The following is a 24,838-nucleotide window of genomic DNA, read 5'->3' on the forward strand; positions in this document are numbered from 1 at the left end:
CTTGCCCTTCCCCGCAGCCGGAAGGGGGAGGGGTAAGGGGTAGGGGTGTCTCCCAAAATTCCCGTCGCCGACGCCGCGCCCACCAGCCGCATCGTCATCGTGTGGTAGGTCTCCGCCACTTCCTCGACCGACAGGCGCTCGTCGGGGCGGAACCAGACGATGACGCCGGTGATCATCTGGATGATCGCCATGGCGGTGAGCCCGACGTCATCGATGGCGAAGGCGCCGCTCTCGGCTCCCTCGCGCAGGATCCGGCGCAGCTCCTTCTCATAGGAGTTTCGCAGCCGCAGGATTTCAGTCAGCCGAGCCGGCGACAGGCTCCTGAGCTCGAGGTTCGAGACATGCGTCGAATGCCGCCGCGCGACGTGGAAGGCGATATGGTTGCGCACGAAGGCCGACAGGCCGCCTCGCGGATCGCGCGCCAGCGGCCGGGCCGCCTCCCAGGACGCGATCAGGCCTTCCATATGCTCGCGCATCAGCGTGAAGAGCAGGTCTTCCTTGGTGGGGAAGTAACGGTAGAGCGCGGCGGCCTGCACGCCGACCTCCTCGCCGAGCTGGCGCATCGACACCGCGTCGTAGCCGTGTCGCGCGATCAGCTTCAGCGCCGCCTCGCGGATCGCCGCCTCGGTGCGTTCGCCGTCGGATCCCGTCGTGCGCGCCATGAGCTCCTCCCAACAAATGCAGTAATAAAACGATCGTTCATTTAATTCAAGATGACTCGGCCGGTGTGACGACGGTGGCCCGCGGAACGACCGCTCCGCCTGCATATATGTGAAGCGGAAACGGAAGGCTGGCGTTTCGAAGCCGGGTCGGGCATCTGAGGACGGCATCCGTCCCCGCTGTGTCGAGGCCGGGCCGGACCGTTTGATGGAGGATAAGCGATGCCCACGAATACAAGGATCGTTCTCGCCGCCAGGCCGCAGGGCCGTCCGAAGCCGACCGATTTCCGCATCGAGACGGTCGATGCGCCGCAACCGGCGGAGGGCGAGGTGCTGCTGAAGATTCTCTATCTCTCGCTCGACCCCTACATGCGCGGCCGTATGAACGACGCCAAATCCTACGCCAAGCCGGTGGACATCGACGCGGTGATGGAAGGCGGCACGGTTGCCGAGGTGGTGGCGTCGCGAAATCCGAAATTCGCCGTGGGCGACGTCGTGCTGTCCCATTCGGGCTGGCAGAGCTTTGCGATCTCCGATGGCGCGGGGCTGCGGAAGCTCGATGCCTCCGCCGCACCGTTGACCACCGCGCTCGGCGTGCTGGGCATGCCGGGCTTCACCGCCTATTCCGGCCTGCTCACCATCGGCAAGCCGAAGCCGGGCGAGACGGTCGTGGTGGCGGCGGCGAGCGGCGCGGTCGGCTCGGTCGTCGGGCAGATCGCGCGCATCAAGGGCGCGCGCGCCGTCGGCATCGCGGGCGGACCGGAGAAATGCGCCTTCGTGCGCAACGAACTTCGCTTCGACGCCGTGGTGGACCATCGGTCACCGGACTTCGCCGCCGAGCTGAAGGCCGCCTCCCCGGACGGGATCGACGTCTATTTCGAGAATGTCGGCGGCCATGTCTGGGATGCCGTCTTCCCGCTGCTGAACGAGTTTGCGCGCATTCCGGTCTGCGGGCTGATCGCTCAGTATAACGCCACCGAGCATGCGGGAACGGACCGCCTGCCGACGATGATGCGCGAGGTGCTGAGCCGCAGCCTCAACATCCGCGGCTTCATCCAGCGCGAGTTCGTCGACCAGCGGAAGGATTTCTATCGCGACATGGCGGGCTGGATCGCGGATGGCTCCGTGCGCTACCGTGAAGACATCGTCGACGGCCTTGAGAACGCGCCGCAGGCCTTCATGGGCCTGCTGGAGGGCAAGAACTTCGGCAAGCTGGTGGTGCGCGTCGCGTCGTAGGCGGTGCGCACTTCAGTCAGTTGCCGCGCGCGGTGGCCAGAGCGCCCGGCAGTTCCTCGGCGAAGATGGCGAGCTCTTCTTCCGGACCGGTGCTGACCCGGATGCAGCGGTCGAGCCTAGGGGCCATCGGCTTGCGCACGAACACGTCGCGGTCGATCAGCGATTGCATGACCTTCAGGGCGAAGGCGCCGTCGCCGCCGCAATCGATCGTGACGAAGTTCGTCGCGGAAGGCAGCGCGGCGAGGCCGTTGTCCGATGTGATGCCCTCGATGCGCCGTCGGCCGTCGGCGATGCGTTCCAGCACCTCCGCGAGCCATGCTTGGTCCTCGACCGCCGCGGCGGCCGCGACCTGCGTCATCCGGCTCATGCCGAAATGGTTGCGCACCTTGTCAAATGCGCGGATCGTCTCGGCCTCGCCGATCGCATAGCCGCAGCGCATGCCGGCAAGCCCGTAGGCCTTGGAGAAGGTGCGCATGCGCAGCACGTTCGGCCGGGCGATGTCGAGGGGAGGGCGTGAGGAAGCGGGTGCCATCTCCGTATAGGCCTCGTCGAGCACGAGCAGCGTCGTGTCCGGCAGCGCCTCTATGAAACGCTGGATCTCGCCGCCCTCCCACCATGTGCCCATCGGATTGTCCGGATTGGCGAGATAGACGAGCGGTGCTGCCTCGCGCTCCACGGCATCGAGCAGCGCCTCGATGTCCTCGCGGTCATCGCGATAGGGCGCGGCAACGAGCCGGCCGCCGAAACCCGCGACGTGATAATTGAAGGTGGGATAAGCGCCGAGCGAGGTGACGACCGGCTGCCCCGGTTCGACGAAGAGGCGCACGATGAGGCCGAGCAGGCCGTCGATGCCTTCGCCGATCATGATGTTTTCGGGCGCGACGCCATGATGGGAGGCCACCAGCTGCCGCAACTCGTGGTTCTCGGGGTCGCAGTATTTCCACATCTCAGGTGCTGCCGCTGCGATCGCGGCCGCGACGCGCGGCGACGCGCCGAAGCCGTTTTCGTTGGCGCCGATCCGGGCGCGGAACGGCCGTCCGCGCTGCCGCTCCTGTGTTTCCGGTCCGACGAAGGGAACCGTGGCCGGCAGCGACTGGGCAAGGGAGGTGAGGCGGGGGCGGCTCATGCGGGAGGCTCTGTTGTTTGCACTTCCTTAGAGAAATAGGAGGTTGGCAACAATCGCCCTGAGCAGAAAAGGCCCGGCACACGGCCGGGCCTCTCCAAAGGATCGTCTGTGCGGCTCAGAACGAGCGCTGGAAGCGCAGGTAGCCCGAAACGGTGCCGCTAAGCGTCTCGATCTTGTCATGCTGGATTTCCGAGCGGACCTCGAAGTCGGTCACGGGCACCCAGACCAGCGACAGTTCGGCCGAATGACCGTCCAGGCCGGTCTTCACGTCCGTGCCGCCAATGTAGAAGTCGCTGAAATGCTGATAGCCGACCGAGGCGCCGAACGTGTCGGTGAACTGATGCCCGTAGGAGGCCAGGATCGACCATTCGGAATTGCCGTTACCACCATTGATCGTTTCGAAGGCAGTGGCGGCAGGGCCGTGCAGCGTGCCGTAGGTGTGATCGCCGTCGGCATAGTAGCCGATCAGGCGGAAGGACGAGCCTTCCATGTTCGGCACGTTGACCTGCAGGCCGAGCGAACCCGCGAAGCCGCCGCTGTTGGTGCCGGGAACACCACCGAGGACGTAGGACGAACCGTCAAAGCTCTCAGCGTAGCCAACACGCCCCCAGACGCCACCCCAGCCGGCTGCATAGCCGAGCACGCCGACGACGTCGGGCATGTAGCCCTCACCGGCCAGCGCGTCGTCCTCGAGCGACAGCACGCCGAAGAAGCCATTGCGCTCGAAATTGTACTGCATGATCGCGCGCTGCTGGTCGCCATAGGACATGGAGTTGTCCGAGTGCGAGCCGGTAGTCGCGACGTCGCCGACGACTGTGTCGGCCCAGGCCGATTCGGAGTAGCCAGCACGGAAGCCTCCGAGGCTGAGCCAGGCCTGATCGGCGCGGACTGGCCCGTCGTTGACGCCGTTCCACGACGCCTGGAAGCGGATGTAGGAACGCAGTGTGCCCCATTCGGTCTCGGAGCGAGCATCAAAGTTGAGACGGGCACGTACCGTCTTGTCCCATGCGTCCACGGCGAAGCCGTTATAGTTCGGCGTCTCGCCATCGCTGGAGGTGCCGATCTGGTAGCGGACATAACCGGAAATGCGCAGGCAGGTTTGGGTACCTGGAATGTAGAAGAAGCCGGCGCCATAGACGTCGCAGATACGGACGTATTCAATGGGTTCAGGCTCGGGAGCCATCACGGCGTCGGCGGCATACGCCGACATGGCTGAGGCCGCCAACATGGCTGCGGCTGAGGTGTAGCTGAGAATTCGCATATTTTACCCTTCTGACGAGCCGATCCGCAAATCTGGAGTCACCCGCTTGGGGGAATTCGGCAGGATGAAACGACAGCAGAACTGCTGCAGGCGGATGAACGGCTCCGGCCCTTCTGGATTCCCGTTCGAGGAACGAATAGAGGGCTTCGTTCTTGGTTTTGTGACTGTCGTATGAACTGTGCAATGAAATGAGAGGTGAGGCACACAGGACACACACTTCTCCTTGCGTCTTCGCAACGCCGAAAGCCCGGCCAAAGGCCGGGCTGGAATTGATGGACGCTGTGCTTAGAAGAAGCGGGTGAACCGCAGGTAGCCGGACACGGTTCCGTCCAGCGTCTCGATCTTGTCGTGCTGGACCTCGGAGCGGACCTCGAAGTTCGTCACCGGCACCCAGACCAGCGACAGTTCGGCCGAGTGGCCGTCCAGGCCGGTCTTCACGTCGGTACCGCCCCAGTAGAAATCGCTGAAATACTGATAGCCGACCGAGGCCCCGAACGTCTCGGTGAACTGATGCCCGTAGGACGCCAGGATCGACCATTCGGAGTTTCCGTTGCCACCATAAATCGTTTCGAAGGCAGTGGCGGCAGGGCCGTGCAGCGTGCCGTAGGTGTGGTCGCCGTCCGCGTAGTAGCCGATCAGTCGGAACGACGAGCCTTCCATGTTCGGGACGTTGACCTGAAGGCCGAGCGAACCAGCGAAGCCGCCGCTGTTGGTGCCGGGAACACCACCTAGGACGTAGGACGAACCGTCAAAACTCTCGGTGTAGCCGACGCGACCCCAGACTCCGCCCCATCCGGCTGCATAGCCGAGGACCGCGACAGCGTCGGGCACGTAACCCTCTCCGGCTAGCGCGTCGTCTTCCAGCGACAGCACGCCGAAGAAGCCGTTGCGCTCGAAATTGTATCTGCATGATCGCGCGGCGCTGGTCGCCGAAGGACATTGCGTTGTCGGAATGCGATCCGAACGTCCCCACCTCGCCGACGACCGTGTCGGACCAGGCCGATTCGGAATAGCCGGCGCGGAAGCCGCCGAGGCTCAGCCATGCCTGGTGGGCCGTGACCTCACCATCGCCGACGCCGTTCCAGTCGGCCTGGAAGCGGATGTAGGAGCGCAAGGTGCCCCATTCCGTCTCCGAGCGGGCGTCGAAATTCACCCGCGCGCGCACGCCCTTGTTCCAGCCGTCCGGCTCGAAGCCATTGTAGTTGGGCGTCTCGCCATCGCTTGCCGCGCCGATCTGGGTACCAGACATAGCCGGAGATCTGCAGGCAGGTCTCGGTGCCGGGGATGTAGAAGAAGCCGGCGCCATAGGCATCGCACACACGGACATATTCGACCGGCTCGGGTTCAGGCGCCAGCACCGCGTCCGCCGCGAATACGACGCCGGGCGACACCGACAGCGCGCCGGCGATGGAGAGGAGTTTCAAGGACTTCATGGTTGACCCCGGTTATGTTGCATTGCGCCGGGCTGACGTGGATCTGTCGGGGCCCCGGCATACGCACGCTGCGGACACATGGTCCGAATGGTGCGTAATGTAATAACATTACACAGCTATATGATGGCGCGAAAGCGCTAGTTTCAGCTGGCGAGGATGTCACGCCTCAGAAGTGCATTCCTGCAACACCTGAAACGCCGACGATCGCTCGCCTATAGAATATACATGATAAAAATTATCAAGATATTTTGTGCCGCCTTCAATCACAAACGCGCCGCTATTTGTGACAGCATGGCAAAATCCAGCACCGTCGCGGCCTCGTCGCTCGGCAGCGGCACGGTCGAGAACTTGACGATCACCACCCTGGAGACGGGGTCGATCAAAAGGCGCTGCCCGTGGATACCTTCTCCCGCGAAGTGGTCATGCGGCGTGCCGAGCTGGTACCCAGCACGACCTGTAGCGTCCGTCCGGGAAGGAGGCGGAAAAATTTCCGTCGATCCAGGCCTGCCGGTCTCCGTTCCTGCGCATATCGTCGATCCAATCGCCTGGAATGACCTGCTGTCCGTCGTGACGGCCTCCATCGAGCACGAGCTGGCCAAAACGCGCCAGGTCGCGTGCCGTCACGCACATTCCTCCTGCGGCACGGGCCGCACCAATGCGATCGACGGTGACATAAGCAGGCCCACGAGCGCCCATCGGCGTCCAAAGCCGGTCGCGCATTGTACTCGTGCAATCGGATTCCGGTGGCGCGCTCGATCACGATGCCGAGCATGTCCGTGTTGGGGGAGGCATAGGCGAAGACTTTCCCGTGCGGTCCGTCGGCTTTGGGCAGCCCGATCAGCACGGCTTCCATGCTTTCCGGCTTCGTTCCGGACCTCTCCGGGTTCCACAGCATCGAACGGCGGTAGCGATCGAAGTCGCCTTCGAGGTCCAGATAGTCTTCGACGAAACCCAGGCTGACGGTCATGTCGAAGAGGTGCCGCACGGTGGCCGTTTCGTAAGCCGAGCCCGCTGGAACCTGCACATAGTTCGACACCGGCGCCGACGGATCGAGCTTGCCGTCGCCGACGGCGATCCCTGCCAGCATGCCCGTCACGGATTTCGAGATGGAAAATATGAGGTGCGGTCGGACTGTCGATCCGTGGGGCGCGTTCCATTCGGCAACGACGTTGCCGTTGCGCATTGCGACAAAGCAGTCGCCATGTGCCAGGGCGAGGTGCTCGGCGGCCGGTACCTGTGTTCCATCCGGCCGCGTCAGCGTCATGGTCTCCAGGCGTGATGCGCCCGGGCTGCCCGCATTGCTCTCAATCCCGCTGGTAATCGTCGCGGTTGGAACGAATTCGCTGACGTTGGCAAAGCTCCATCGATGATACGGCGCCTCGCGCCAGTTCGAGAGCGTGATGTTCTGGCGAGTAAAGGGAATGGCTGTCATCGGGAGGATCTCAGTGCGCAGACACTATTGCGTCGCGAGCGCGGTCCGGCAATCCCGATCGGGTTGGTTCAGCCGGAAAAGAAAAACCCGGCGGTTGCCCGCCGGGTCTTCTGGATATCACGCTGATCTGATCTGTCGATCAGAAGAAGCGGGTGAAGCGGAGGATGCCGGAAAGCGTGCCGTCCTCAAGATCATTATCGTCATAATTGAGTTCGGTCCGAACCTCGAAGTTCGTGACCGGCACCCACACCAAGCCGAGGTCAGCAGACCAGCCATCGACGCCCGACGAAATATCAGTTCCGGCGAGGTAGAAATCGTTGAAATACTGCACGCCGACCGATGCCCCGAAGGTCTCGGTGAACTGGTGATAGTAAGACGCCAGCACAGACCATTCGGAGTTGCCCATGGTGGAATAGGCAGTCCAACTGCTGCCAGCACCATACTGATGGTCACCATCAGCATAGTAGCCGATCAGTCGGAAGGACGAACCTGGCATGTTCGGCACGTTGATCTGGGTGCCGATCGAAGCCGCGAAGCCACCATCGTTTACACCGCCAAAGCCATCCGGGGTGCCATCAAAGCTCTCATCGTATGCCGCACGCGCCCACACGGCGCCCCAGTCGGCACCGTATCCAATCAACGCCACGACATCAGGCACATACCCTTCGCCGTCCAACGTATCGTCTTCCAGCGAAATCGTGCCGAAGAAGCCATTGGAGGAGAAGTTATACTGAATCAGAGCACGCTGCTGGTAACCGTAATAGAGGCCACCCCAAGTGTGCGAACCGAAGCTCGAAATACCATTGACTGTCTCGGCCCAAGCCGATTCGGTGTAACCCATCCGAAGGCCACCCAATTCGATGAAAGCCTGATCAGCTGCGACTTTGCCGTCGCCGACGCCGTTCCAGTCAGCCTGGAACCGAATATAGGAGCGGAGAGTACCCCACTCGGTCTCAGACCGCGCGTCGAAGTTCACACGAGCGCGCACGCTCTTGTTCCATCCGTCACGGGCAAAAGCCCAATAGTTCGGAGTGTCACCAGCGCCCTCGCTTGTCGCACCGATCTGGTACCACACATAGCCCGAGATCTGCAGGCAGGTTTCGGTGCCGGGGATGTAGAAGAAGCCCGAACCATAGGCGTCGCAGACGCGAACATATTCCACCGGCTCCGGCTCGGGCGCCATGACGGCGTCCGCGGCATTCGCACTGGTCGCCGCTGCGAGGGCAGCCGCCGAGCCGAGAAGAAGGCCCCTAATATTCATTGTTATGCTCTCCGTTTCGAACTGTTCCCGAAAGCGCCAGCGGTCGGCTGCTGTGCGTCCCTTGCCGAATTTGTGCGGGACTTCTTTTGCCAGTTCAACAGGAACGTCGCCGTTTGGCCGCATTTCCGGCCAGTTGCGGCGGCTCTGTTGCGGAAATGTGACTGTTGGCTGACTGCGAATTGTGCAGATGGCGTGGTTTCGGTCGCTCTGCACCCGGCATTGGCTAGTTGCGCGCATTTTCAGGGGACTAGTCAATCGGTCGAACCGTTTCGAATCGCTGGAGAATCGGCAAACTGAAGCACGTCGCTCCCTCCGCTCTGTCTGGTTCGCCGCTGTGCCGCGCAATTGACCGCGCCCGGGCGGCTTGTTACGAGATTCCCGCCGAAGGTTTCCGCGTCCTCGGGGCGCGGATGAAAAGGGAATACGGAACGGGATCGTCCCCAGGCCGTAGCTGCCCCCGCAACTGTGAACGGTGAGGCGCATTCACGAAGCCACTGGGCGCAATGCCCGGGAAGGCGAATGCGCCGACGAGCCGTGAGCCAGGAGACCTGCCTTCGACGTCACCTTCCGGATGCGGGGAGCTTCCGGGGCTGTTTCGAACAGCGGTGGCGAGAAGTCATCGCTGGGTCGGGATCGCAACACCCCACCAGCGCAAACGCAGTCTGATCCGGCAGGGACCGGTGGGGGATGATATGAAGGTTTACGGGGCAAGGACACTTACATTGGCGGCGCAGACGGCGCTTGCTGCCATTCTTCTTGCGGGGACGGCGCCGGCAGAAGCGCAGGAAATCGACATCGGCGAGATTGTGGTGACGCCGAACCGCACGCCGGGCGACAAGACTAAAACCGGCTCCAAGGTAGAGAAGGTCACGAAGAAGGAGATCGAGGAGAGGTCGCAGCCGACGGTCATCGACTATCTCGATACCGTTCCGGGCGTCGCGATCAGCCAGCCGGGCAGCGTCGGCGGCGAGGGGTCCCTTGCCGTGCGCGGCCAGCCCAAGCGGTATGTGAAGACCTTGTTCAACGGCATAGATATCGGCGACCCGACCGCGCCGCAGGTCCAGACGTCCTACCAGTACCTGCTCACCGGCGGGATCGAGGAGATCGAGGTTCTCAAGGGATCGCAAAGCACGCTCTACGGTTCGGAAGCGATCGCGGGCGTGATCAGCCTTTCGACGTTGACCGACTACAAGATCGGCGTGCAGCACCTCTTCCACATCGAAGGCGGCTCCAACGGCACGGCGCTTGGCCGCTACGGCCTGCGCGCCGCGACGGAGATGTCCCGCGCCGGGATAAACATCACCGGATTCCGCACGGACGGCATCTCGTCAGCGGCGAACGGCACTGAACGTGACGGCTATGAAAACGTGACCGTCGATGCTGCTGCCGAGCATCGCTTCAACGAGAATTTCTCGGTGTTCGGTTCGCTTCTCTACATCAATGCCTCGGCCGAGTTCGACGATTCCTTCCCGATCGGCGACAATCTGACCGCGACCAACCACAGCCGCCAGCTGGCGGGGCGCATGGGTTTCAATCTCGATCTCATGGACGGCCGCGCGCGCAACACCTTCTCCGTGCAGGGTTTCGACATCGACCGGTCGATCACCGGCACGTTCTTCGACGGCGAATATCTCGGCGATCGCGTGAAGGCGGACTATCAGGGCGCTTTCGACGTGACGGAGCGGATCACGCTCCAGTATGGCGCCGACTACGAGCGCCAGTCGATTGAGGTGCCCGGCGCGTCTGCCGATTTCACCATCGGCGGAGTGTGGGGACAGGCGGTTTTCCAGCCCGTCGACAGCCTGACGCTGACGGCCGGCGGCCGCTATGACGACCATAGCGCGTTCGGCGGCTACGGGACCTATCGCGCCTCGGCCTCCTATGCCTTCCCGACCAACACCCGACTGCACGCCTCGGTCGGCACGGGCTTCCGCGCGCCGAGCCTGAACGAACTGTACGGCCCGTTCGGCGCCAACCCGCTCCTGCAGCCCGAGACGAGCATCAGCTACGACATCGGCGTCGAGCAGAGGCTGGCGAACAATCTGATCGCCGACGTCACGTTCTTCCAGATCGATATCGACAACCTGATCGCCTATTCGGGCCCCGGCTACAACCAGGTCCCGGGCGTGACGACCTCGCGTGGCGTCGAGACGTCGGTTGCGTGGACGGCGACCGAGTGGCTCAGCCTCGCCGGCTCCTACACCTACACGGACTCGCACACGGCAACCGGCGCGCGCAACATCCGTATTCCGCGCCATGCGATCGGCCTGTCGACGGTCGTGCAGCCGGCGGAGAAGTGGACGTTTTCCGCCTCCGGCAAGGTCGCGCTCGATACGGTCGATTCCGGCGATTTCCAGCTGGACGACTATTTCCTGCTGAACGCGAAGCTCGCCTACAAGCCGACGGATGCCACCGAAGTCTATGTCCGTGTCGAGAACGCCTTCGACGTCGACTACCAGACGGTCCGGGGCTACGCCACGCCGGGCTTCTCCGCCTTCACGGGCGTGAAGGCGACGTTCTGATGGATGAGCGTCCGGCGGCAGAGGGGAAAGGCGGCGCCCTGCGACGCTCCCCTCCGTCCTGCCGGACATCTCTCCCCGCAGGGGGGAGGTTCCCAGGCTCCGCGCTTTCGTCCACCTTGCACCGCTGGGGTTCGGCGAAACCTTCCGAGACAGCCAATCTCCCCCCTCGTGGGGGAGATGTCCGGCAGGACAGAGGACGGCGCCACAGAGCGCCTATCCTCGCATTCGGCCTGAGCCTTGGGTTTGTGAGCGTCGCGGTCGCCGCGCCGCCCTCCCGCGTGATGTCGCTCAACGTCTGCACCGATCAGTTGGCCATGCTGCTCGCCACGCCCGGCCAGCTCGTCTCGGTGTCGGAGCTCGCGTCGGACCCTGGCCTTTCCTTCCATTCCGCGCTCGCGACTTCCTATCCGCACAATCGCGGGCTGGCGGAGGAGGTGCTGGTAGCGAAACCGGACGTGGTCATCACGGGCGCCTATTCGCTGCACAACACCACGCCGCTCCTGCGCCGCCTCGGCTACCGGATCGAGGAATTCCAGTATTCGCAGACGCTGGACACGATCCCGGGCGAGATCCGGCGCATGGGGGCGATTCTTGGTGCTACCTCCCGCGCCGAAGAGATGGCGTCTTCGTTCGAAAGCGAGCTGTCGCGCATCGAGGCCGGGCGGTGCGGATCGCCGCCGACCGCCATCGCCTACGACCAGAACGGCATCGCCATGGGTGCCGGCTCGCTGGTCGACTCGGCGATGCAGGCGGCGGGCCTGCGCAACATCGCAGCCGAGCTTGGTTATTCCGGCATGGCGCCGTTTCCGCTTGAACTGCTGGTCGAGAAGAAGCCCGACATCGTCGTGCTGCCCGAGCCGCTGGCCGACACGCCGGCGCTGGCCGACCTGATCGCCTCGCATCCGGCGATCAGGGCCCTGGGGCAGGGCACGCTGCGCATTCATCTGCCGCGCGGTTCAGCTTCCTGCGGCGGGCCGTTCGTCATCGAGGCGGTGAAGGCGTTGGCCGAGGCGCGGCGGCGTGTCGTCTCTTGCCCGCCAGGCGGGTCCGCGCCATGAGCCGCCGCGCGCTCATCGGGCTGCTCGCCGCCACGACGGTGGTCTTTCTCCTGCTGTCGCTGCTGACCGGGCCTGCCAGCTACGGCCCGCTGGAGAGCATCCGGGCGCTGGTCGCAGGCGGCGACGAGGCAGCATCGATCATCCTGCGCGAAATCAGGCTGCCGCGCGCCCTGCTCGGTCTCATGGTGGGTTTCGGCCTCGGCGCTTCGGGCGCGGCCCTCCAGGGATTCCTGCGCAATCCGCTGGCCGAGCCCGGGATCATCGGCGTCTCGGCCTCGGCGTCGCTCGGCGCTGTGACGGTGTTCTACAGCGGCCTTGCCGGTGCTTCGATCCTGGCCTTGCCCGCCGGAGCACTCGTCGGGGCCGCCGCCTCGGTGCTGCTCCTGCTCGGCATATCCGCCCGGCACGGTTCGACTTTGACGCTCATTCTCTCCGGCGTCGCGCTGTCCAGCCTTGCCGGCGCGCTCACCTCGCTGGCTCTCAACCTCTCGCCGAATCCTTTCGCCAGCTACGAGATCATCTTCTGGCTGCTCGGTTCGCTGAAGGATCGCTCGATGGTCCACGTTTTTATCGCGCTGCCCCTGATGGTAGTTGGTGCTGCGCTCCTGTTCGCCTCCAGCCGCGCGCTCGATGCGCTGACACTGGGTGAGGAGAGCGCGGCAAGCCTTGGCATCGACATGCGCCGGGCGCGGCTGTCCGTCGTTGCCGGTGTGGCGCTGATGGTAGGGGCGGCCACCGCCGTGGCGGGCGCCATCGGCTTTGTCGGCCTCGTCATGCCGCACCTGATCCGCCCGCTTACCGACCGCATGCCTGGCAGCCTGATCCTGCCGGCGGGACTGGGCGGCGCCGCGCTGCTTCTCGCCGCCGATGTTGCGGTGCGGGTTGCTATCCCCGCGCGCGAATTGAATGTTGGCGTGGTCACCGCGCTCATCGGCGCGCCGTTCTTCCTCTGGCTCGTCGCGCGTACAAGGCGGGAGACGTTGTGATGCGGCTTTCGGCGCGCGAACTTTCGATCAGTCTCTCCGGCCGCCGGGTCCTGGACGGCGTCTCGATCGACCTCGAACCGGGCCAGGTGGTCGGCCTGCTCGGTCCCAACGGCGCCGGCAAGTCTACCCTGATGCGCACGCTCGCCGGGCTGATCGAAACGCAGCAGGTGTGGCTGGACGACCGCTCCCTGTCGGCGATGGGCTCGATCGAACGCGCACAAAAAATCGCCTTCCTGCCGCAGCAGCGTTCCATCGGCTGGTCGCTGGCGGTGGAGCAGGTGGTGATGCTCGGGCGCATACCGTGGCGGGCTTACGGACAGCGGCCGTCCGAACAGGATGAGGCGATCGCCGCCGACGCGATGCGCCTGCTGCAGGTCGACGGCCTCGCCGCGCGGCCGGCCACCGAACTGTCCGGCGGGGAGCAGGCGAGGGTGCTCGCCGCCCGCGCAGTCGCGCAGGACACGCCGTTCCTAATTGCCGACGAGCCCGCATCCGGGCTCGATCCCGCGCACCAGATCTCGATGATGCAGGCTTTCCGCGCGGTGGCGGCGAAGGGGCGCTGCGTGCTCGTCTCGCTGCACGACCTGACGCTCGCGGCGCGCTGGTGCGACCGGATCATCGTGCTGGATGGAGGAAGGGTCGCTGCGGACGGTGAGCCGGGAGCGGTGCTCGACGCCGAACTGCTCCAGTCCGTCTATGGCGTCACCGCCCATGTCGCGCACGAAGGCGGCAAGCTGGTGCTTGCGCCGCTCGCCCTGTCGCAGGCGAGGCAGCCGTGATCCAGTGGCCGTCGATCCTGCCGGCGAAGACGGACGGGACGGTGCCCGAGCCCGTCGCGCTGCCGGTCGAGACGGCTTCCGGCGCGGATAGATTTCGGTTCGAATTTCCGCGGCTTGCGCCCGATGGTGAAAGTGCCGGGGAAGCCTCGTCCGACATCGCCGCGCCCGGCGCAGAAGTGGCGACGCCGCTCGCCAGGACCCGTTGGAACGCCGCCGCGCTGGCGGTGTCGCTGGTCTTCCATGCGGTCGCCGTCGCCGGGCTCGGCATGCTCGTCTGGCATGAGGGTGTCGAAGCCGAAACGGACGCCATCTCGGTCGAGATCGTGGCCGATCCGGCGCCTGAGCCATCGGAAGAGCCCTCCGTCGCGGGCGATGCCAGCGAGATGCTGGATGCAGCTGCGCCCGCCGATCGGCCGGAACCCGGCGCGGAGGATGTCGAGAAGCAGGCCGATCTCGCCGAGGCCTCCGTGGCGGAAACGCAAGAACCGCCGTCCGCCGATCCTGTCGTTCCGGCTCCGCTGCCGCAGTTTCAGCCTCTGCCGCCGCTGACGGAGATGGACATTGATCAGCCTGTGCCGGGCGCGGCTGTCGCTCTCGAATCGGATGCCGAAGCCGATCTCGCAGCGGTCACGCCGGATGTGTCGCCGTCGTCCCAGCCGGCCGGATCGCCCGGCGAGGCCGCCGCGACACGTCGGGATGTCGTCGACAAGCCGGCGCCGGACGCGCCGCCGGAGGCCGGGGAAACAAACGACGCGAGCGCGGCAGTTCCCGTGCTTGCCGCGCGCCCCTCGCTCGAATCGATGCTGCCGGCGATCGCCGTCCCCGAACAGCCGCTCTTCCCGGCGGCCGCTATGCCGGAGCCACCCGCGCCGGCGCAGGCGAAGCAGGCCGACGCACCGAAGATTGCCAGGTCTGCCCCAGTCGAAACAAATCGCAAGCCGCCGGCCAAGGCAGCGCCTACGCAAAAGAAGGCCGAGCCGACCAGATCGGCCAAAGCCCAGGACCAGCCCCGCAAGACAGACACGAAGCCGGCCGCGCGGGCGGACAAGCCCGAACGGCGCGAGCGCGGCACGGCGGCGCCGACCGGCGGGGCCAAGGCCAGGGACAAGGCCCGCCCGGCAAGCCAGGCGGGCTCCGTCGCCTCCGCCGCAGCGTCGTCCGGCGACCGCGAAGCCTACGGCCTCAAGGTCAACGGTCACGTCCAGCGCTACAAGCGCTACCCGGACGCCGCCGCGCGCGGCGGTATGAAGGGAGCGGTGAAAGTGTCGATCAGCATCGGCGGCTCAGGCAATCTCGCCTCTGCGCGGGTCACGGCGAGTTCCGGCTACCCTGTGCTCGACAGCGAGGCGCTCGCCACCGTGCGCCGCGCAGCGCCCTATCCGAAGCCTCCGGCGAGCTTCGGCGGCACGGCGCGCTTCTCACTGACGCTGCGCTACAGCCGGTAGCCTTCCGGCCGCTTCGCGATTTCGCTATTTCGCGAATGCGTTGTTGATTGTGCCCGGGCTTTTCAGTATCGGGAAGCCACCGGAGAGGTGGCCGAGTGGTCGAAGGCGCTCCCCTGCTAAGGGAGTAGAGGTCAAAAGCTTCTCGAGGGTTCGAATCCCTTCCTCTCCGCCATTTCGGAACAGAAATGGACACTGATTTCGTTGAGGTTCTAACCTCACCCGTGCCCGTCAATGTCCTCGTAGCTCGTACTCCCTTCTGCGGGAGGTGCGCGCTTTGGCTGCTAATGGCTCGAGTCGCGTAAATTTATGGCAAGGGGCGACAGTGCAGGACCTCGCAGATGCCGTAGGCCCGTGGTCATCGCTGTCGCAGAACTTGGGCACAGAATTGCCGCTTTGAGCGGGATTTTCGAGACAAGCGCCTGATTGACAACTTTTGAAAATTTGCCCTCCTTGTCGTGTCTCAATCCTTCACTGGAAGAGACAGCCATGCGCAAATCCTACTATACTTCCCACAGCATCTACTCCGGGCCTAGGTCGTATCGCGAAACGTTGATGCGCGGTGGCATCGAGCCTGAGTCGGTTGCCCAGTGGATTTGCTCGTTCATGCAGCATCCTCGCGGGGCCGAGTCCAAAGAACGAGGCTTCACACCCGAACAGGCCGCCGACCTGGAGCTTCGTTCCGTCGCGGAGATTCTGTCTGTACTCGTAAAACGCAATTTGCTTGAAGGGGATACGGGCACAGCCCAAAGTCGGCGGCGTATGCCGGGATTTCGCTATACTGGCGTTCAGCACATTTCGTGAGCGCGGCATCCCGGCTCGTCTCCGCGTCGGGTTTGCCGACCATTTGGTGCCTGGCCGTTGGGAAGATCATTGGCTTTGCGAATGGTATGACGGCGAGCGCTGGAAACGGCTCGATGTGGAGTTTGCAGCTGTCCACGGGATTTCCTTCGACACCTTGGACGTGCCGCGCGAGCGATTCCTGACAGCAAGCGAGGCATGGTTTCGGATCCAAGGGATGCCCGAGATCGCTTCGCAATTTGGCGTGTCGAGCCTCGACCTTGGTGGCGAGTGGTTCGTGGCGGGAAGCCTGTTTCGCGAAATCGCAGCTTTGCGCGGGCTGGAACTGAAACCGTGGAATTATTGGGGTCTATCAGAGGAACCTTTCCTGCGTTTCGGCCGAATGGTCGCAAGAGGCGTGGGCCCTACTCGACCAGCTCGCTTACGGCTCAAGGGCGCCGATGTCGACAGGGACGGCGAGCCGGAAGCTGTAGCCGATTGGCCCTTACCAGAGCAGGTTATCAGCTTCCCATACAGCGAGCCTGTGGCCGTCGTGTTGCGATGTTCCTGAACTGCGTGACAACGCTACTCAGACCCCTTCTCCAAGCCTCAAAGGACTCCACGCGCGATCGATCGCCTCGGCCTGCGTATCGTGCGAACTTTGGCGCTATCTACAGCCCCGCAGAAAAAACGGTCGCGTCCGTCGGATTCAAGCCCCGAAACTCCAATTCCCCGTGGCATGTCCAGTCGTTCCAGCACTTCACCGGTCGAAGGATCGATACGGCGAACATCGCTTTCGTTGTTCTCCCATGTGCCGTGCCAGAGCTCGCCGTCGACCCAGGTGACGCCGGTGACGAAACGATCGGTTTCAATCGTGCGCAGCACCGTTCCCGTCTCGGGGTCCACCTGATAAATCCTGCGGCCGCGATGCTGTCCGACCCAGAGCGTGCCTTCGGCCCAGGCAAGGCCTGAATCGTCGCGATTGCCGGGCGCCGGAATCGTGGCGAGCACCTCGCCCGTCTTCGGATCGATCCTCCGGATCACCGCGTCTGCGATCTGGAACAGGTGCTCGCCATCGAACGCCGTGCCTGCATCGGCAGCAACATCGAGCGAGGTCTGCATCTCCCCGCTGTCGGGATCAAAAGCGCTCAGCCTGTCACCGGTCGCCATCCAGACCCTGCGGCCGTCAAAGCTGACCCCGTGGACGCGTTCCACTCCGGGAAACGGACCATATTCGCGAATGATCTCGGCGGCTGAGCGTTTCATGTCCACATCCTAGCCCACGACGCCGATGGCGGGGAGTAACAAGCTCGTCGGGAAACCCGGAACGCTCATCGCGATCCAGCGACGTGCGCGTCCCTGGCCGAACCATTCCGCCTTGCCATCTGCCGCAAGGCCGTCGAGCGCCCGCTGCACCGTACGCGGACTGACATCGAGCGCCAGCGCCAGCGCGGAACTGGACCAGGCCTCGCCATCGGCCAGAAGGGCCAGCACCTCGCCATGCTCGTCTTCAACGGGCGGTGCGAACACCGCGACCACGTCGGCCTGCTGTGGTTCGAGTACGAACCCCCGCTCGGTGGCATGTATCTTCGCCAGGGGCCTGATCGCGTCGCGCAAGCGCCCAATCTCGACCCGCAGTCGCGCGCGATGCGATTCGTCTGCCTCCCGGGCGCGAAAGACGCGAGCGAGAAGCTCTTCTCGGGATGCATCTTCCGGCCAGACCTCACCGAGCACACGCATCAGCGCGAACAGGACCGGGCGATTGGCCAGAGAAATGCGGGCTGTCTGGCCGCGCACTGCATTGCGGCACGCGTCGACGACGAGCGCCTCCGATGCGACCAGCGCCTCGATCTCGTCGAGACGAAGAAGCCGTCCTCCATCGCGCGCGACCAATCGCGCGGCGGGCGCTTCGAACGCCCGCACGGCCCGGTCGGCCTCGGCCTTCAATGCCGCATTCCCGACGCCGGCGGCCGTGCGTCTCGCGCGGTCGAGCGCATCGCGGGCCGGTCCGGCGCGTATGCGGCGTATCGCAATCCCCGCGACCACCAGCTCGTAGCCCACCCGCGATATCGCCGGCAACGCACCGGCATCAAGACCGCCCAGAACCCGCTCCGCCTCGTCGAGGCGACCGATCAGCAGCAGAGCCCGCGCTTCGAGATAGCGGGCATGCGCTGCGTTCGCGAGGTCTCCGAACGCTTCCAATGTCGCTCTGGCGCCGCCCAGCTTCTCCACGGGCCGGCCAAGGTCGCGTGACACGAGCGCAATCTCGGCCTCGGCGAGGCTGCATCGGGCACGGGCGGCAGGCTCCTTATCGCCGAAAAGGCGCGCTGCGTTTCCCAGCAGTTCCTTCGCGCGGACGAGATCGCCGAGCTGCGCCATTGCGATGCCACGCAAGGCAAGCGCCGGAGCGTCGTCGCGCAATGAGACGCGCTTGAGCGCCGCAAGCGGATCGCCGGCAGCCAGCGCGCTCGCCGCGGCAGCAATCAGAGGGTCCATGTGTTTCCCGTCACACTTGTTACTCACACCTTCCTGCCGTGCGCCCGTACATCTTTCCCAGGTTCAACGCCGTAACGGCGAAGCTCAACTGGACGTTCAGAAATGACGACATCCATCGTAGCAAAAAGGCGCTCTCCGGATACCCGGCGGACCCGCCATGACGCGCGCTGGCTCGGACTTGCGGCGTCGCCGACCTTCGCATTGATGGCCTGGGTTTCGGCGAATGACATGCAGAACATGCTGTGCGTGTCCGCACCCGGCGCTCTGCCCATTGGCGGCATGGCCTTCATGTACCTGCTGATGAGCTTTTTCCACCTGCCGCCCTGGCTGAAGCTCGCGCCCGCCTTTCGCGAGAACCGACGCAACTACCATCCCCAGACCGAGGAGACTGACCATGCATCCAACCATCGTTTCACGCGAAGACTGGCTCACCGCGCGCAAGGCGCTTCTGGCCAGGGAACTCGACATGACCCATGCGCTCGACGCCTTGCGCGCCGAACGCCGGCAGATGCCCTGGGTCAGGGTCGAGAAGGGCTACGTCTTCGACGGTTCCGACGGCAAGTGCACCTTGCTCGACCTGTTCGGCGACCGCAGCCAGCTCGCCATCTATCATTTCATGCTCACGCCGGGCTCGGACCATCTCTGCCCGGGGTGTTCCTATACGATGGATCACGTCGACTCCGCGCGGCAGCATTTCGAGCAGGCCGATCTTGCCTTCGCAGCCATATCGCGTGCGCCGATCGCGCGGATCGAGCAGGTGAAAGCCCGGATGGGCTGGACGTTTCCCTGGGTCTCGTCCGGAGACGGCGACTTCAACTACGACTTCGGCGTGTCCTTCACCGAGGCAGATCGTGCTGCCGGGCGTGCGCTCTACAACTACGACAAGACCAGGATCCGGAAGTCTTCGGACATGTTCGGCATCAGCGTCTTCGTCAAAGACGGGGACGACGTCTTCCACACCTATTCGACCTACCATCGCGGCACCGAACTGCTGATGGGCGCCTTCAACTGGCTCGACCTCACGCCCAGAGGCCGCAACGAGACCGACGGAACCATGAGCTGGGTTCGTCTGCACGACGAATACCCGCAATCGGAATAGCCCCACGCTGCGACCCGCCGCGACACCAGGAACAGGAGGATATCATGTCCGCAGCCGTCGCAAATCGAACCTCTTGGCCGATCTCGACCTGGCTCTCCGTCGTGTCGCTGACCTTTGGCAGCTTTGCATTGATCAGCAGCGAATTGCTGCCCATGGCAGTGCTTACACCAATGGCCGCTGATCTCGGTATTTCAGAAGGCGCTGCCGGCCAGGCGGTGACACTCACGGCCTTGTGTGCCGGTATCGCGGCGCCGACGGTGGCGCTCATCATCGGGCGCCTGGACCGCAAGCTGATCAATCTGACCCTCTGCGCCCTGGTGATTGCTTCGAACCTCGCTGCTGCCCTCACCTCCGATTACTCCGTGCTGCTGGCCGCCCGCATGCTCCTGGGCATCGCCATCGGCGGCTTCTTTGCTCTGGCCGGGGCCACTGTCGTCCGGCTCGTCACTATGGAAGACATGGGCAAAGGCATGTCGATCGTCTTCATGGGCCTCTCGGCGGGGCTTGTCGCCGCTCCGGCGCTTGCCACCCTGATCGGAGAAGCCTTCGGCTGGCGCACGGCATTCATGGCTGCCGCTGCCTGCGGCCTGCTCGCATTGCTCTTGCAGGCCGTCTGTCTGCCGAGCGTGCCGGCGACAGGCGCAACGAGCCTTTCGAGCCTGTTCAGCTTGTTGAAACGGCGACCTGTAAGGGTCGGACTGTCGGTCGGGCTGCTGTTCTTCGGAGGCGAGGTAAGCGGCTTCACCTTCATGCGACCCTATCTCGAAACCAATGGCGGACTGAGTGCGACGTCCATCGCCCCTGTCCTGCTGGTGCTCGGTCTCGCCAGTCTGCTGGGAAGCGCAGTTGCCGGAGCGGTTGCAGATCGCGTGCTGCGCGAAGGTTTTGCCGCCACTTTCCTGATGCTGGCGATCGCCACGGCGGGCCTGTTGGCGCTCAGCAATGCTTACGTTGCGGTCTTCGTCTTTGCTGCTGCCTGGGGCATCGCCATAGGCGCCGGGCCGGTGATGACCCAAACGTGGATGGGACGTGCCGCGCCCGACCAGCTCGAAGGCGTGGGCGGCCTGTTTCTCGCCGTCATTCAGCTCGGCGTCACCTTGGGCGCGGTCGCTGGTGGTATCGCCGTGGAGGTCGTCGGAACAAGCGCTCCGCTCTATGTCACTTTAACCTGTGCCGTTCTGGCGGTCACGCTGATTGCAACGCAAGGGGCTCCTGATGGGCTGTCGCAGACGCCTCTCTCGCCATGGATCCGGCCGGATGACCGGAGGTGGAGAACCGCCATGGCCTCACTCCTTCACTTCCATTCAAAGACAAGAGGAGACGATCATGCCCCACAAGACAGATTATGCAGCCCCTGAACTCGTCGATCGCGCTACATTCCAAACAGAATTGGACGCATTGCGCCTTCGCGAGAAGGCGCACACAAGGGAGGGTGACGCCATATCAGCCGCCCGCCGGCGGCTGCCGATGGTGAAAGTCGATGGCGACACGTCCCTCATAGGCGACAGTGGAGCGGTCACATTGCTGGATGCATTCGAGGGACGCCGAATGCTCATCGCCTACTATTACATGTGGTTCGATGGCCAGCCCGCGTCTGAGCAATGCGAGGGTTGCACCTTCTTCACAACCCAGGTGCGCGAGCTGTCCCATATCCATTCGCGCGATGCTACCTACGCCACGTTCTGCCAGGGATCATATGAGGAAAGCGTCAGATACCGCGATTTCATGGGCTGGAAGATGCCATGGTATTCTGTGCCAGAGGCATCACTCCAGACGCTTCTTGTCGGCCGCCGGCCGCGCATGATGTATCTTGTCTGCTATCTGAGGCGGGGATCGGACGTCTTCGAGACCTACTGGACGACCCGCCGCGGCGTGGAGGCGATGGACAACAGTTACCGTCTGCTCGACCTGACGGTCTATGGGCGGCAGGAGGATTTTGAGGACTCGCCCGCCGGCTGGCCACAGCATTGGGGCGAAACCAACCATCCGTTTCGACGCGATGGCCGTCCCATCTCCCAATGGCGCCGTTTGGAGGCGGGGCATTACGACAGTCTTCGAGCGGATAACGACCGGAATTGAGCCTGCAACAAGCGGACTCTCTTCGATAGCTTTGGCTTTGCAAAGGGATTTTCGTATCGTGCTTATTGGTCATGCCCGCTCATAGGAGCGCCTACGCCGCCGGCGGAAACCAAGAGACGGCGCGTCACCGTCGAGTTCATTGACAGATTGGAAGGCAGCTTTCGCCGCGTAACCGCCCAAGACCTGCCGGACCGTTTGCCACCAATTCGGAAGTTTGGAAGGCGAGTGAAGTGCCGCGATTCCACCTTTTCGCAGGTATTCGAGGCTTGGCACGAAGCCTCTCCGCACGAACGGATTGGGCGCCGCATAATGTCGGGACTTTTTATCTCGAGCGCCGAACGATGAAGATGGCCGCGATCGGAAGCCGCCCGAGTTCAGGTAGGCAGGGAGGGGCGAGGTAGCTCCGCGCTGAATTCTCGGGAGGGGCGGTTCCTTCCTCCGATAAGGGTTCCCTTTTTCCTGCTCTTGCCGCTTCGACGACGGCCAACCAATTCGAACAGTTCACCTAGGTGTCTTCCTGTCGGAAGCAGGGCCAGTCAGGCTTGGAAGCGGTGACCTTAGCCGGTCCTCTGCAGCGCGTCGATACGGAAGAGCCGACAGGTCCGAAAGCCGTTCACCGCTGATTTGCGAGGACGGGCCGTCGCTGGCAGCGCGGGAGTGTCAGGATATTGTCTGTGTAAGGCGTCACGATATCCTCGGAACTGACGCGGGAAGAGTTTCGGGAACAGCGTCGCGACGACGCTGTGGAGGTAGCGCATGGCCTCACGATCGCGCTCCTTCCACGCTGCGAAGGGATGTCCTTCCCTGCCTTCTTCACGATGTGTTCCTTCTGGCAACGGCGTTCGTCCCGGGTCAGACCCTCGCGTCAGGCCGGCAGGACCGTCCTTGTCCGCCGCTCGCCGATCGTCTCGGTGACCGCCAGCGGCAGCGATCGCAGGCGTCGCCCGGTGGCGGCAAAGATTGCATTGGCGACGGCTGCGGCGGCCGGCACGACGCCCGGCTCGCCGACGCCGCAGGGCGGCTCGTCGCTCTCGACGATGGCGACCGTCACCTCGGGCGCGTTGGCGAGGCGCTGGATCGGGAAGTCGTGGAAATTAGTTTCCATCACCGCGCCGTTCTGCACGGTGATCTCGCTCATCAGGGCACTGGTGACGCCGTACAGCGCGCCACCCTCGATCTGAGCGACCACCTGATCGGGGTTGATGATCAGGCCCGCGTCGATTGCGCAGAAAATCCGGTCGACACGCAGTTCCCCGTCGTCGGCGACGGTGACCTCGGCGATCTGGGCAACGACGCTGCGATAGCACTCCTCGATCGCGATGCCGCGCCCGCGCCCCGGCGCCATCGGACCTCCCCAACCCGCCAGCTCCGCGACACGATCGAGGACCGCCAGATGGCGCGGGCTCTCGCGCAGCATGGCGCGACGATAGGCAAGCGGATCGGCACCGGCCGCCAGCGCGCATTCATCGATGAAACTTTCGGTGAAGAAGGTGTTGAACGAGAAGCCGTTGGAGCGCCAGAAGTGGATCGGCAGGTGCGTGGGCACGTGCTGGCTGCGGGTGCGTCGGTTAGGCATAGAGTAGTGAAGCTTGTCGAGGCCCTCGATGGTGAGGTAGTCGCCGTCCGGTCCAGGCGTGAACGGCATGTTGCGGCTGCCCATGGAGTTGAAGATGGACTGCGAGGCAACGAGCGCGTCGTAGGCGATCGGCAGCCCGTTGGGGCCTAGCGCCATGCGCAGGCGAGCCGCAGCCTGGCTGCGGTAAAGGCCGCGTCCGATATCCTCCTCGCGCGACCACATCACCTTGACCGCGCGGCCCGCGTGGCGGGCGGCAAGGAAGCAGGCCTCCGCAATCACGTCCTGGTCGCTGCGCCGCCCGAAGGCACCGCCATTCATGGTGATGTGCAAGGTGACGTCACGAGGGCTCACGCCTGCCCAACCCATGCCCCGGCCAACCCCTGATCGCATGGTCACCCGGTTCTGCGACGGCGCCCAGACCTCTGCCGTTGCGCCATCGCGCAGGATCGCGGTGGCGTTCATCGATTCCATGCAGGCGTGAGTGACGAAGGGAACGCGATAGTCGGCTTCAATCACCGAAGCGCCGGCCGCCGAAAGCGCGGATGGCGCATCGCCATCGTCGATGTGGCCATAGGCGGTCTCGGACGACAGCGCCGCCTGAAGGCGTTCCGACAGGGTTGTGCTGTTCTCGTCATCGGCCTCCGTCTGCGTCCACTCGACATCGAGAAGCCAGGCGGCCTGTTCGGCCTGCCACCAGGATGCGGCAACGACTGCGACGTGTCGGTTGTCGATCACGGCCACGTCGACGATGCCCGGCGCGGCGCGCACTGCAGCCTCGTTCCCGATCCGCACGACCTGCGCGCCGAAGACCGGCGCATGGCGCATCGAGGCATGCAGCATGTCCGGAAGCACGACATCCATGCCGAAGACGGGCTCTCCGCGCACCTTCGCCGGAATGTCGACGCGCTGCTGCGGGCGACCGATGATCCGCCATTCGGACCGAGGCTTGAGCTCGGGAGCGGCCGGCGGCGACAGCTGCGCGGCAGCCTGCGCAAGGTCGCCATAGGCGATGCGACGCCCGGTCGCCTCATGATGGACCGCGCCTTCGCGCGTGGACAGTTCGCTCTCCGGCGCGTTCAGTCGGAGAGCGGCCGCTGTCACCAGCATCGCGCGCGCCGCAGCGCCGGCAACCCGCATCGGGTGCCAGAGACCCATTGTCGAGCCGGAAGCGCCGGTGGCGATGAAACCCATCTGTCCAAGCACGCGCCGCCCCAGCCAGACGACGGGGCCGGCGGCTTCTTCGGGGCGGACCTGCAGGACGTTGAACCAGGCGGAATAGGCTGGATGGGCCTCGGTGGGAAACTCGACCCTGATGCGGTCGTCGAACGGCAAATCCATCTCCTCGGCCACGACCATGGCTAGGCCGGTGTGGATCCCCTGGCCCATCTCGGTGCGGGGCACGTTGATGACGACGCTGCCGTCCGAATAGAGGACGACGAAGGCGTTCAGGCTCGCCCGCTCGCCATCGACAGAGCCGCCGCGCAGACCGTCGACGTCGACCGTGGACAGGAACCCGACACCGCCAACGGCGGCAACGAGCGCCGTGCCGCCCAGCGCGGCGCCCGTCATGAGGAAGGCGCGTCGGGATAGGATCCTTGGCATGGTCTGCTCCT

At 64.5% G+C, this 24,838-nt stretch carries 20 protein-coding genes, 1 tRNA gene, 1 pseudogene and 1 riboswitch; of the genes and pseudogenes, 11 read left to right on the forward strand and 11 right to left on the reverse strand.

Annotated elements, in window-relative coordinates:
* Positions 1-65: 65 nt before the first annotated feature.
* Positions 66-662, reverse strand: a pseudogene (locus tag LRS09_RS20460) (TetR/AcrR family transcriptional regulator); the annotation flags it as partial.
* A gap of 219 nt (positions 663-881) precedes the next feature.
* On the opposite strand from LRS09_RS20460, the gene LRS09_RS20465 reads away from it, so the two are divergent.
* On the forward strand, positions 882-1,895 hold the full coding sequence (locus LRS09_RS20465) for an NADP-dependent oxidoreductase (protein ID WP_257808731.1): 1,014 nt from the start codon (positions 882-884) through the stop codon (positions 1,893-1,895).
* Positions 1,896-1,911: 16 nt separating this feature from the next.
* On the opposite strand, the gene LRS09_RS20470 is transcribed toward LRS09_RS20465, so the two are convergent.
* The 7 genes from LRS09_RS20470 to LRS09_RS20495 all read right to left on the reverse strand — a co-directional run bounded on the left by LRS09_RS20470 (position 1,912) and on the right by LRS09_RS20495 (position 8,621).
* Positions 1,912-3,021: a pyridoxal phosphate-dependent aminotransferase gene (locus tag LRS09_RS20470; RefSeq protein WP_257808732.1), complete on the reverse strand. Its 1,110-nt coding sequence runs from the start codon at positions 3,019-3,021 to the stop codon at positions 1,912-1,914.
* A 115-nt stretch (positions 3,022-3,136) separates the two neighbouring features.
* The gene (locus tag LRS09_RS20475) at positions 3,137-4,231 is read right to left on the reverse strand and encodes a porin (RefSeq protein ID WP_257808733.1); all 1,095 of its coding nucleotides are present in this window, start codon (positions 4,229-4,231) and stop codon (positions 3,137-3,139) included.
* A gap of 336 nt (positions 4,232-4,567) precedes the next feature.
* A complete protein-coding gene (locus LRS09_RS20480; protein WP_374684863.1) occupies positions 4,568-5,113 on the reverse strand; it encodes a hypothetical protein in 546 nt (181 codons plus the stop codon).
* On the reverse strand, positions 5,031-5,447 hold the full coding sequence (locus LRS09_RS30395; RefSeq protein ID WP_374684864.1) for a porin: 417 nt from the start codon (positions 5,445-5,447) through the stop codon (positions 5,031-5,033). The genes LRS09_RS20480 and LRS09_RS30395 overlap by 83 nt, the downstream gene beginning before the upstream one ends.
* Positions 5,344-5,715 (reverse strand): porin, encoded by a 372-nt coding sequence (locus tag LRS09_RS20485; protein WP_257808735.1) that lies wholly within the window; start codon positions 5,713-5,715, stop codon positions 5,344-5,346. Before LRS09_RS20485 ends, LRS09_RS30395 begins: the two co-directional genes overlap by 104 nt.
* Before the next feature lie 379 nt (positions 5,716-6,094).
* Complete coding sequence (locus LRS09_RS20490; RefSeq protein WP_257808736.1) at positions 6,095-7,147, reverse strand: serine hydrolase; 1,053 nt, start codon at positions 7,145-7,147, stop codon at positions 6,095-6,097.
* A gap of 139 nt (positions 7,148-7,286) precedes the next feature.
* A complete protein-coding gene (locus LRS09_RS20495) occupies positions 7,287-8,621 on the reverse strand; it encodes a porin (protein ID WP_257808737.1) in 1,335 nt (444 codons plus the stop codon).
* A 155-nt stretch (positions 8,622-8,776) separates the two neighbouring features.
* A riboswitch (cobalamin riboswitch) is annotated at positions 8,777-8,979 on the forward strand.
* A 151-nt stretch (positions 8,980-9,130) separates the two neighbouring features.
* On the opposite strand from LRS09_RS20495, the gene LRS09_RS20500 reads away from it, so the two are divergent.
* The 7 genes from LRS09_RS20500 to LRS09_RS20530 all read left to right on the forward strand — a co-directional run bounded on the left by LRS09_RS20500 (position 9,131) and on the right by LRS09_RS20530 (position 16,546).
* Complete coding sequence (locus tag LRS09_RS20500; RefSeq protein WP_257808738.1) at positions 9,131-10,930, forward strand: TonB-dependent siderophore receptor; 1,800 nt, start codon at positions 9,131-9,133, stop codon at positions 10,928-10,930.
* Between the two features lie 245 nt (positions 10,931-11,175).
* Positions 11,176-11,988 carry an ABC transporter substrate-binding protein gene (locus tag LRS09_RS20505; protein ID WP_257808740.1) on the forward strand — a complete coding sequence of 271 codons (813 nt, stop codon included), beginning with the start codon at positions 11,176-11,178 and terminating at the stop codon, positions 11,986-11,988.
* Positions 11,985-12,974, forward strand: coding sequence for an iron ABC transporter permease (locus tag LRS09_RS20510; protein WP_257808741.1), 990 nt, complete (start codon positions 11,985-11,987; stop codon positions 12,972-12,974). Before LRS09_RS20505 ends, LRS09_RS20510 begins: the two co-directional genes overlap by 4 nt.
* Positions 12,974-13,753, forward strand: coding sequence for an ABC transporter ATP-binding protein (locus tag LRS09_RS20515; protein ID WP_257808742.1), 780 nt, complete (start codon positions 12,974-12,976; stop codon positions 13,751-13,753). Before LRS09_RS20510 ends, LRS09_RS20515 begins: the two co-directional genes overlap by 1 nt.
* On the forward strand, positions 13,750-15,198 hold the full coding sequence (locus LRS09_RS20520; RefSeq protein WP_257808744.1) for an energy transducer TonB: 1,449 nt from the start codon (positions 13,750-13,752) through the stop codon (positions 15,196-15,198). Before LRS09_RS20515 ends, LRS09_RS20520 begins: the two co-directional genes overlap by 4 nt.
* A gap of 81 nt (positions 15,199-15,279) precedes the next feature.
* A tRNA-Ser gene (locus LRS09_RS20525) sits at positions 15,280-15,370 on the forward strand.
* A 549-nt stretch (positions 15,371-15,919) separates the two neighbouring features.
* Positions 15,920-16,546 (forward strand): transglutaminase-like domain-containing protein, encoded by a 627-nt coding sequence (locus LRS09_RS20530; RefSeq protein ID WP_257808745.1) that lies wholly within the window; start codon positions 15,920-15,922, stop codon positions 16,544-16,546.
* A gap of 38 nt (positions 16,547-16,584) precedes the next feature.
* Here the strand turns inward: LRS09_RS20530 and LRS09_RS20535 are convergent, their stop codons facing one another.
* Both LRS09_RS20535 and LRS09_RS20540 read right to left on the reverse strand, forming a co-directional pair.
* Entirely contained in the window at positions 16,585-17,241 is a 657-nt protein-coding gene (locus tag LRS09_RS20535) for a DUF5074 domain-containing protein (protein ID WP_257810271.1), read from the reverse strand.
* A 9-nt stretch (positions 17,242-17,250) separates the two neighbouring features.
* Positions 17,251-18,471, reverse strand: a complete 1,221-nt coding sequence (locus LRS09_RS20540; RefSeq protein ID WP_257808746.1) for a helix-turn-helix domain-containing protein — start codon at positions 18,469-18,471, stop codon at positions 17,251-17,253.
* Between the two features lie 394 nt (positions 18,472-18,865).
* On the opposite strand from LRS09_RS20540, the gene LRS09_RS20545 reads away from it, so the two are divergent.
* Genes LRS09_RS20545 through LRS09_RS20555 form a run of 3 tightly spaced genes read left to right on the forward strand, consistent with a single transcriptional unit; the run spans position 18,866 to position 21,649 of the window.
* The gene (locus LRS09_RS20545) at positions 18,866-19,570 is read left to right on the forward strand and encodes a DUF899 domain-containing protein (protein WP_257808747.1); all 705 of its coding nucleotides are present in this window, start codon (positions 18,866-18,868) and stop codon (positions 19,568-19,570) included.
* A gap of 44 nt (positions 19,571-19,614) precedes the next feature.
* Positions 19,615-20,928 (forward strand): MFS transporter, encoded by a 1,314-nt coding sequence (locus LRS09_RS20550; protein ID WP_257808748.1) that lies wholly within the window; start codon positions 19,615-19,617, stop codon positions 20,926-20,928.
* Positions 20,897-21,649 (forward strand): DUF899 domain-containing protein, encoded by a 753-nt coding sequence (locus LRS09_RS20555; RefSeq protein ID WP_257808749.1) that lies wholly within the window; start codon positions 20,897-20,899, stop codon positions 21,647-21,649. The genes LRS09_RS20550 and LRS09_RS20555 overlap by 32 nt, the downstream gene beginning before the upstream one ends.
* 865 nt (positions 21,650-22,514) lie before the next feature.
* On the opposite strand, the gene LRS09_RS20560 is transcribed toward LRS09_RS20555, so the two are convergent.
* Entirely contained in the window at positions 22,515-24,827 is a 2,313-nt protein-coding gene (locus LRS09_RS20560; protein ID WP_257808750.1) for a molybdopterin cofactor-binding domain-containing protein, read from the reverse strand.
* Positions 24,828-24,838 lie beyond the last annotated feature (11 nt).

The sequence above is a fragment of the Mesorhizobium sp. J428 genome, assembly GCF_024699925.1.
Classification (GTDB): domain Bacteria; phylum Pseudomonadota; class Alphaproteobacteria; order Rhizobiales; family Rhizobiaceae; genus Mesorhizobium_A.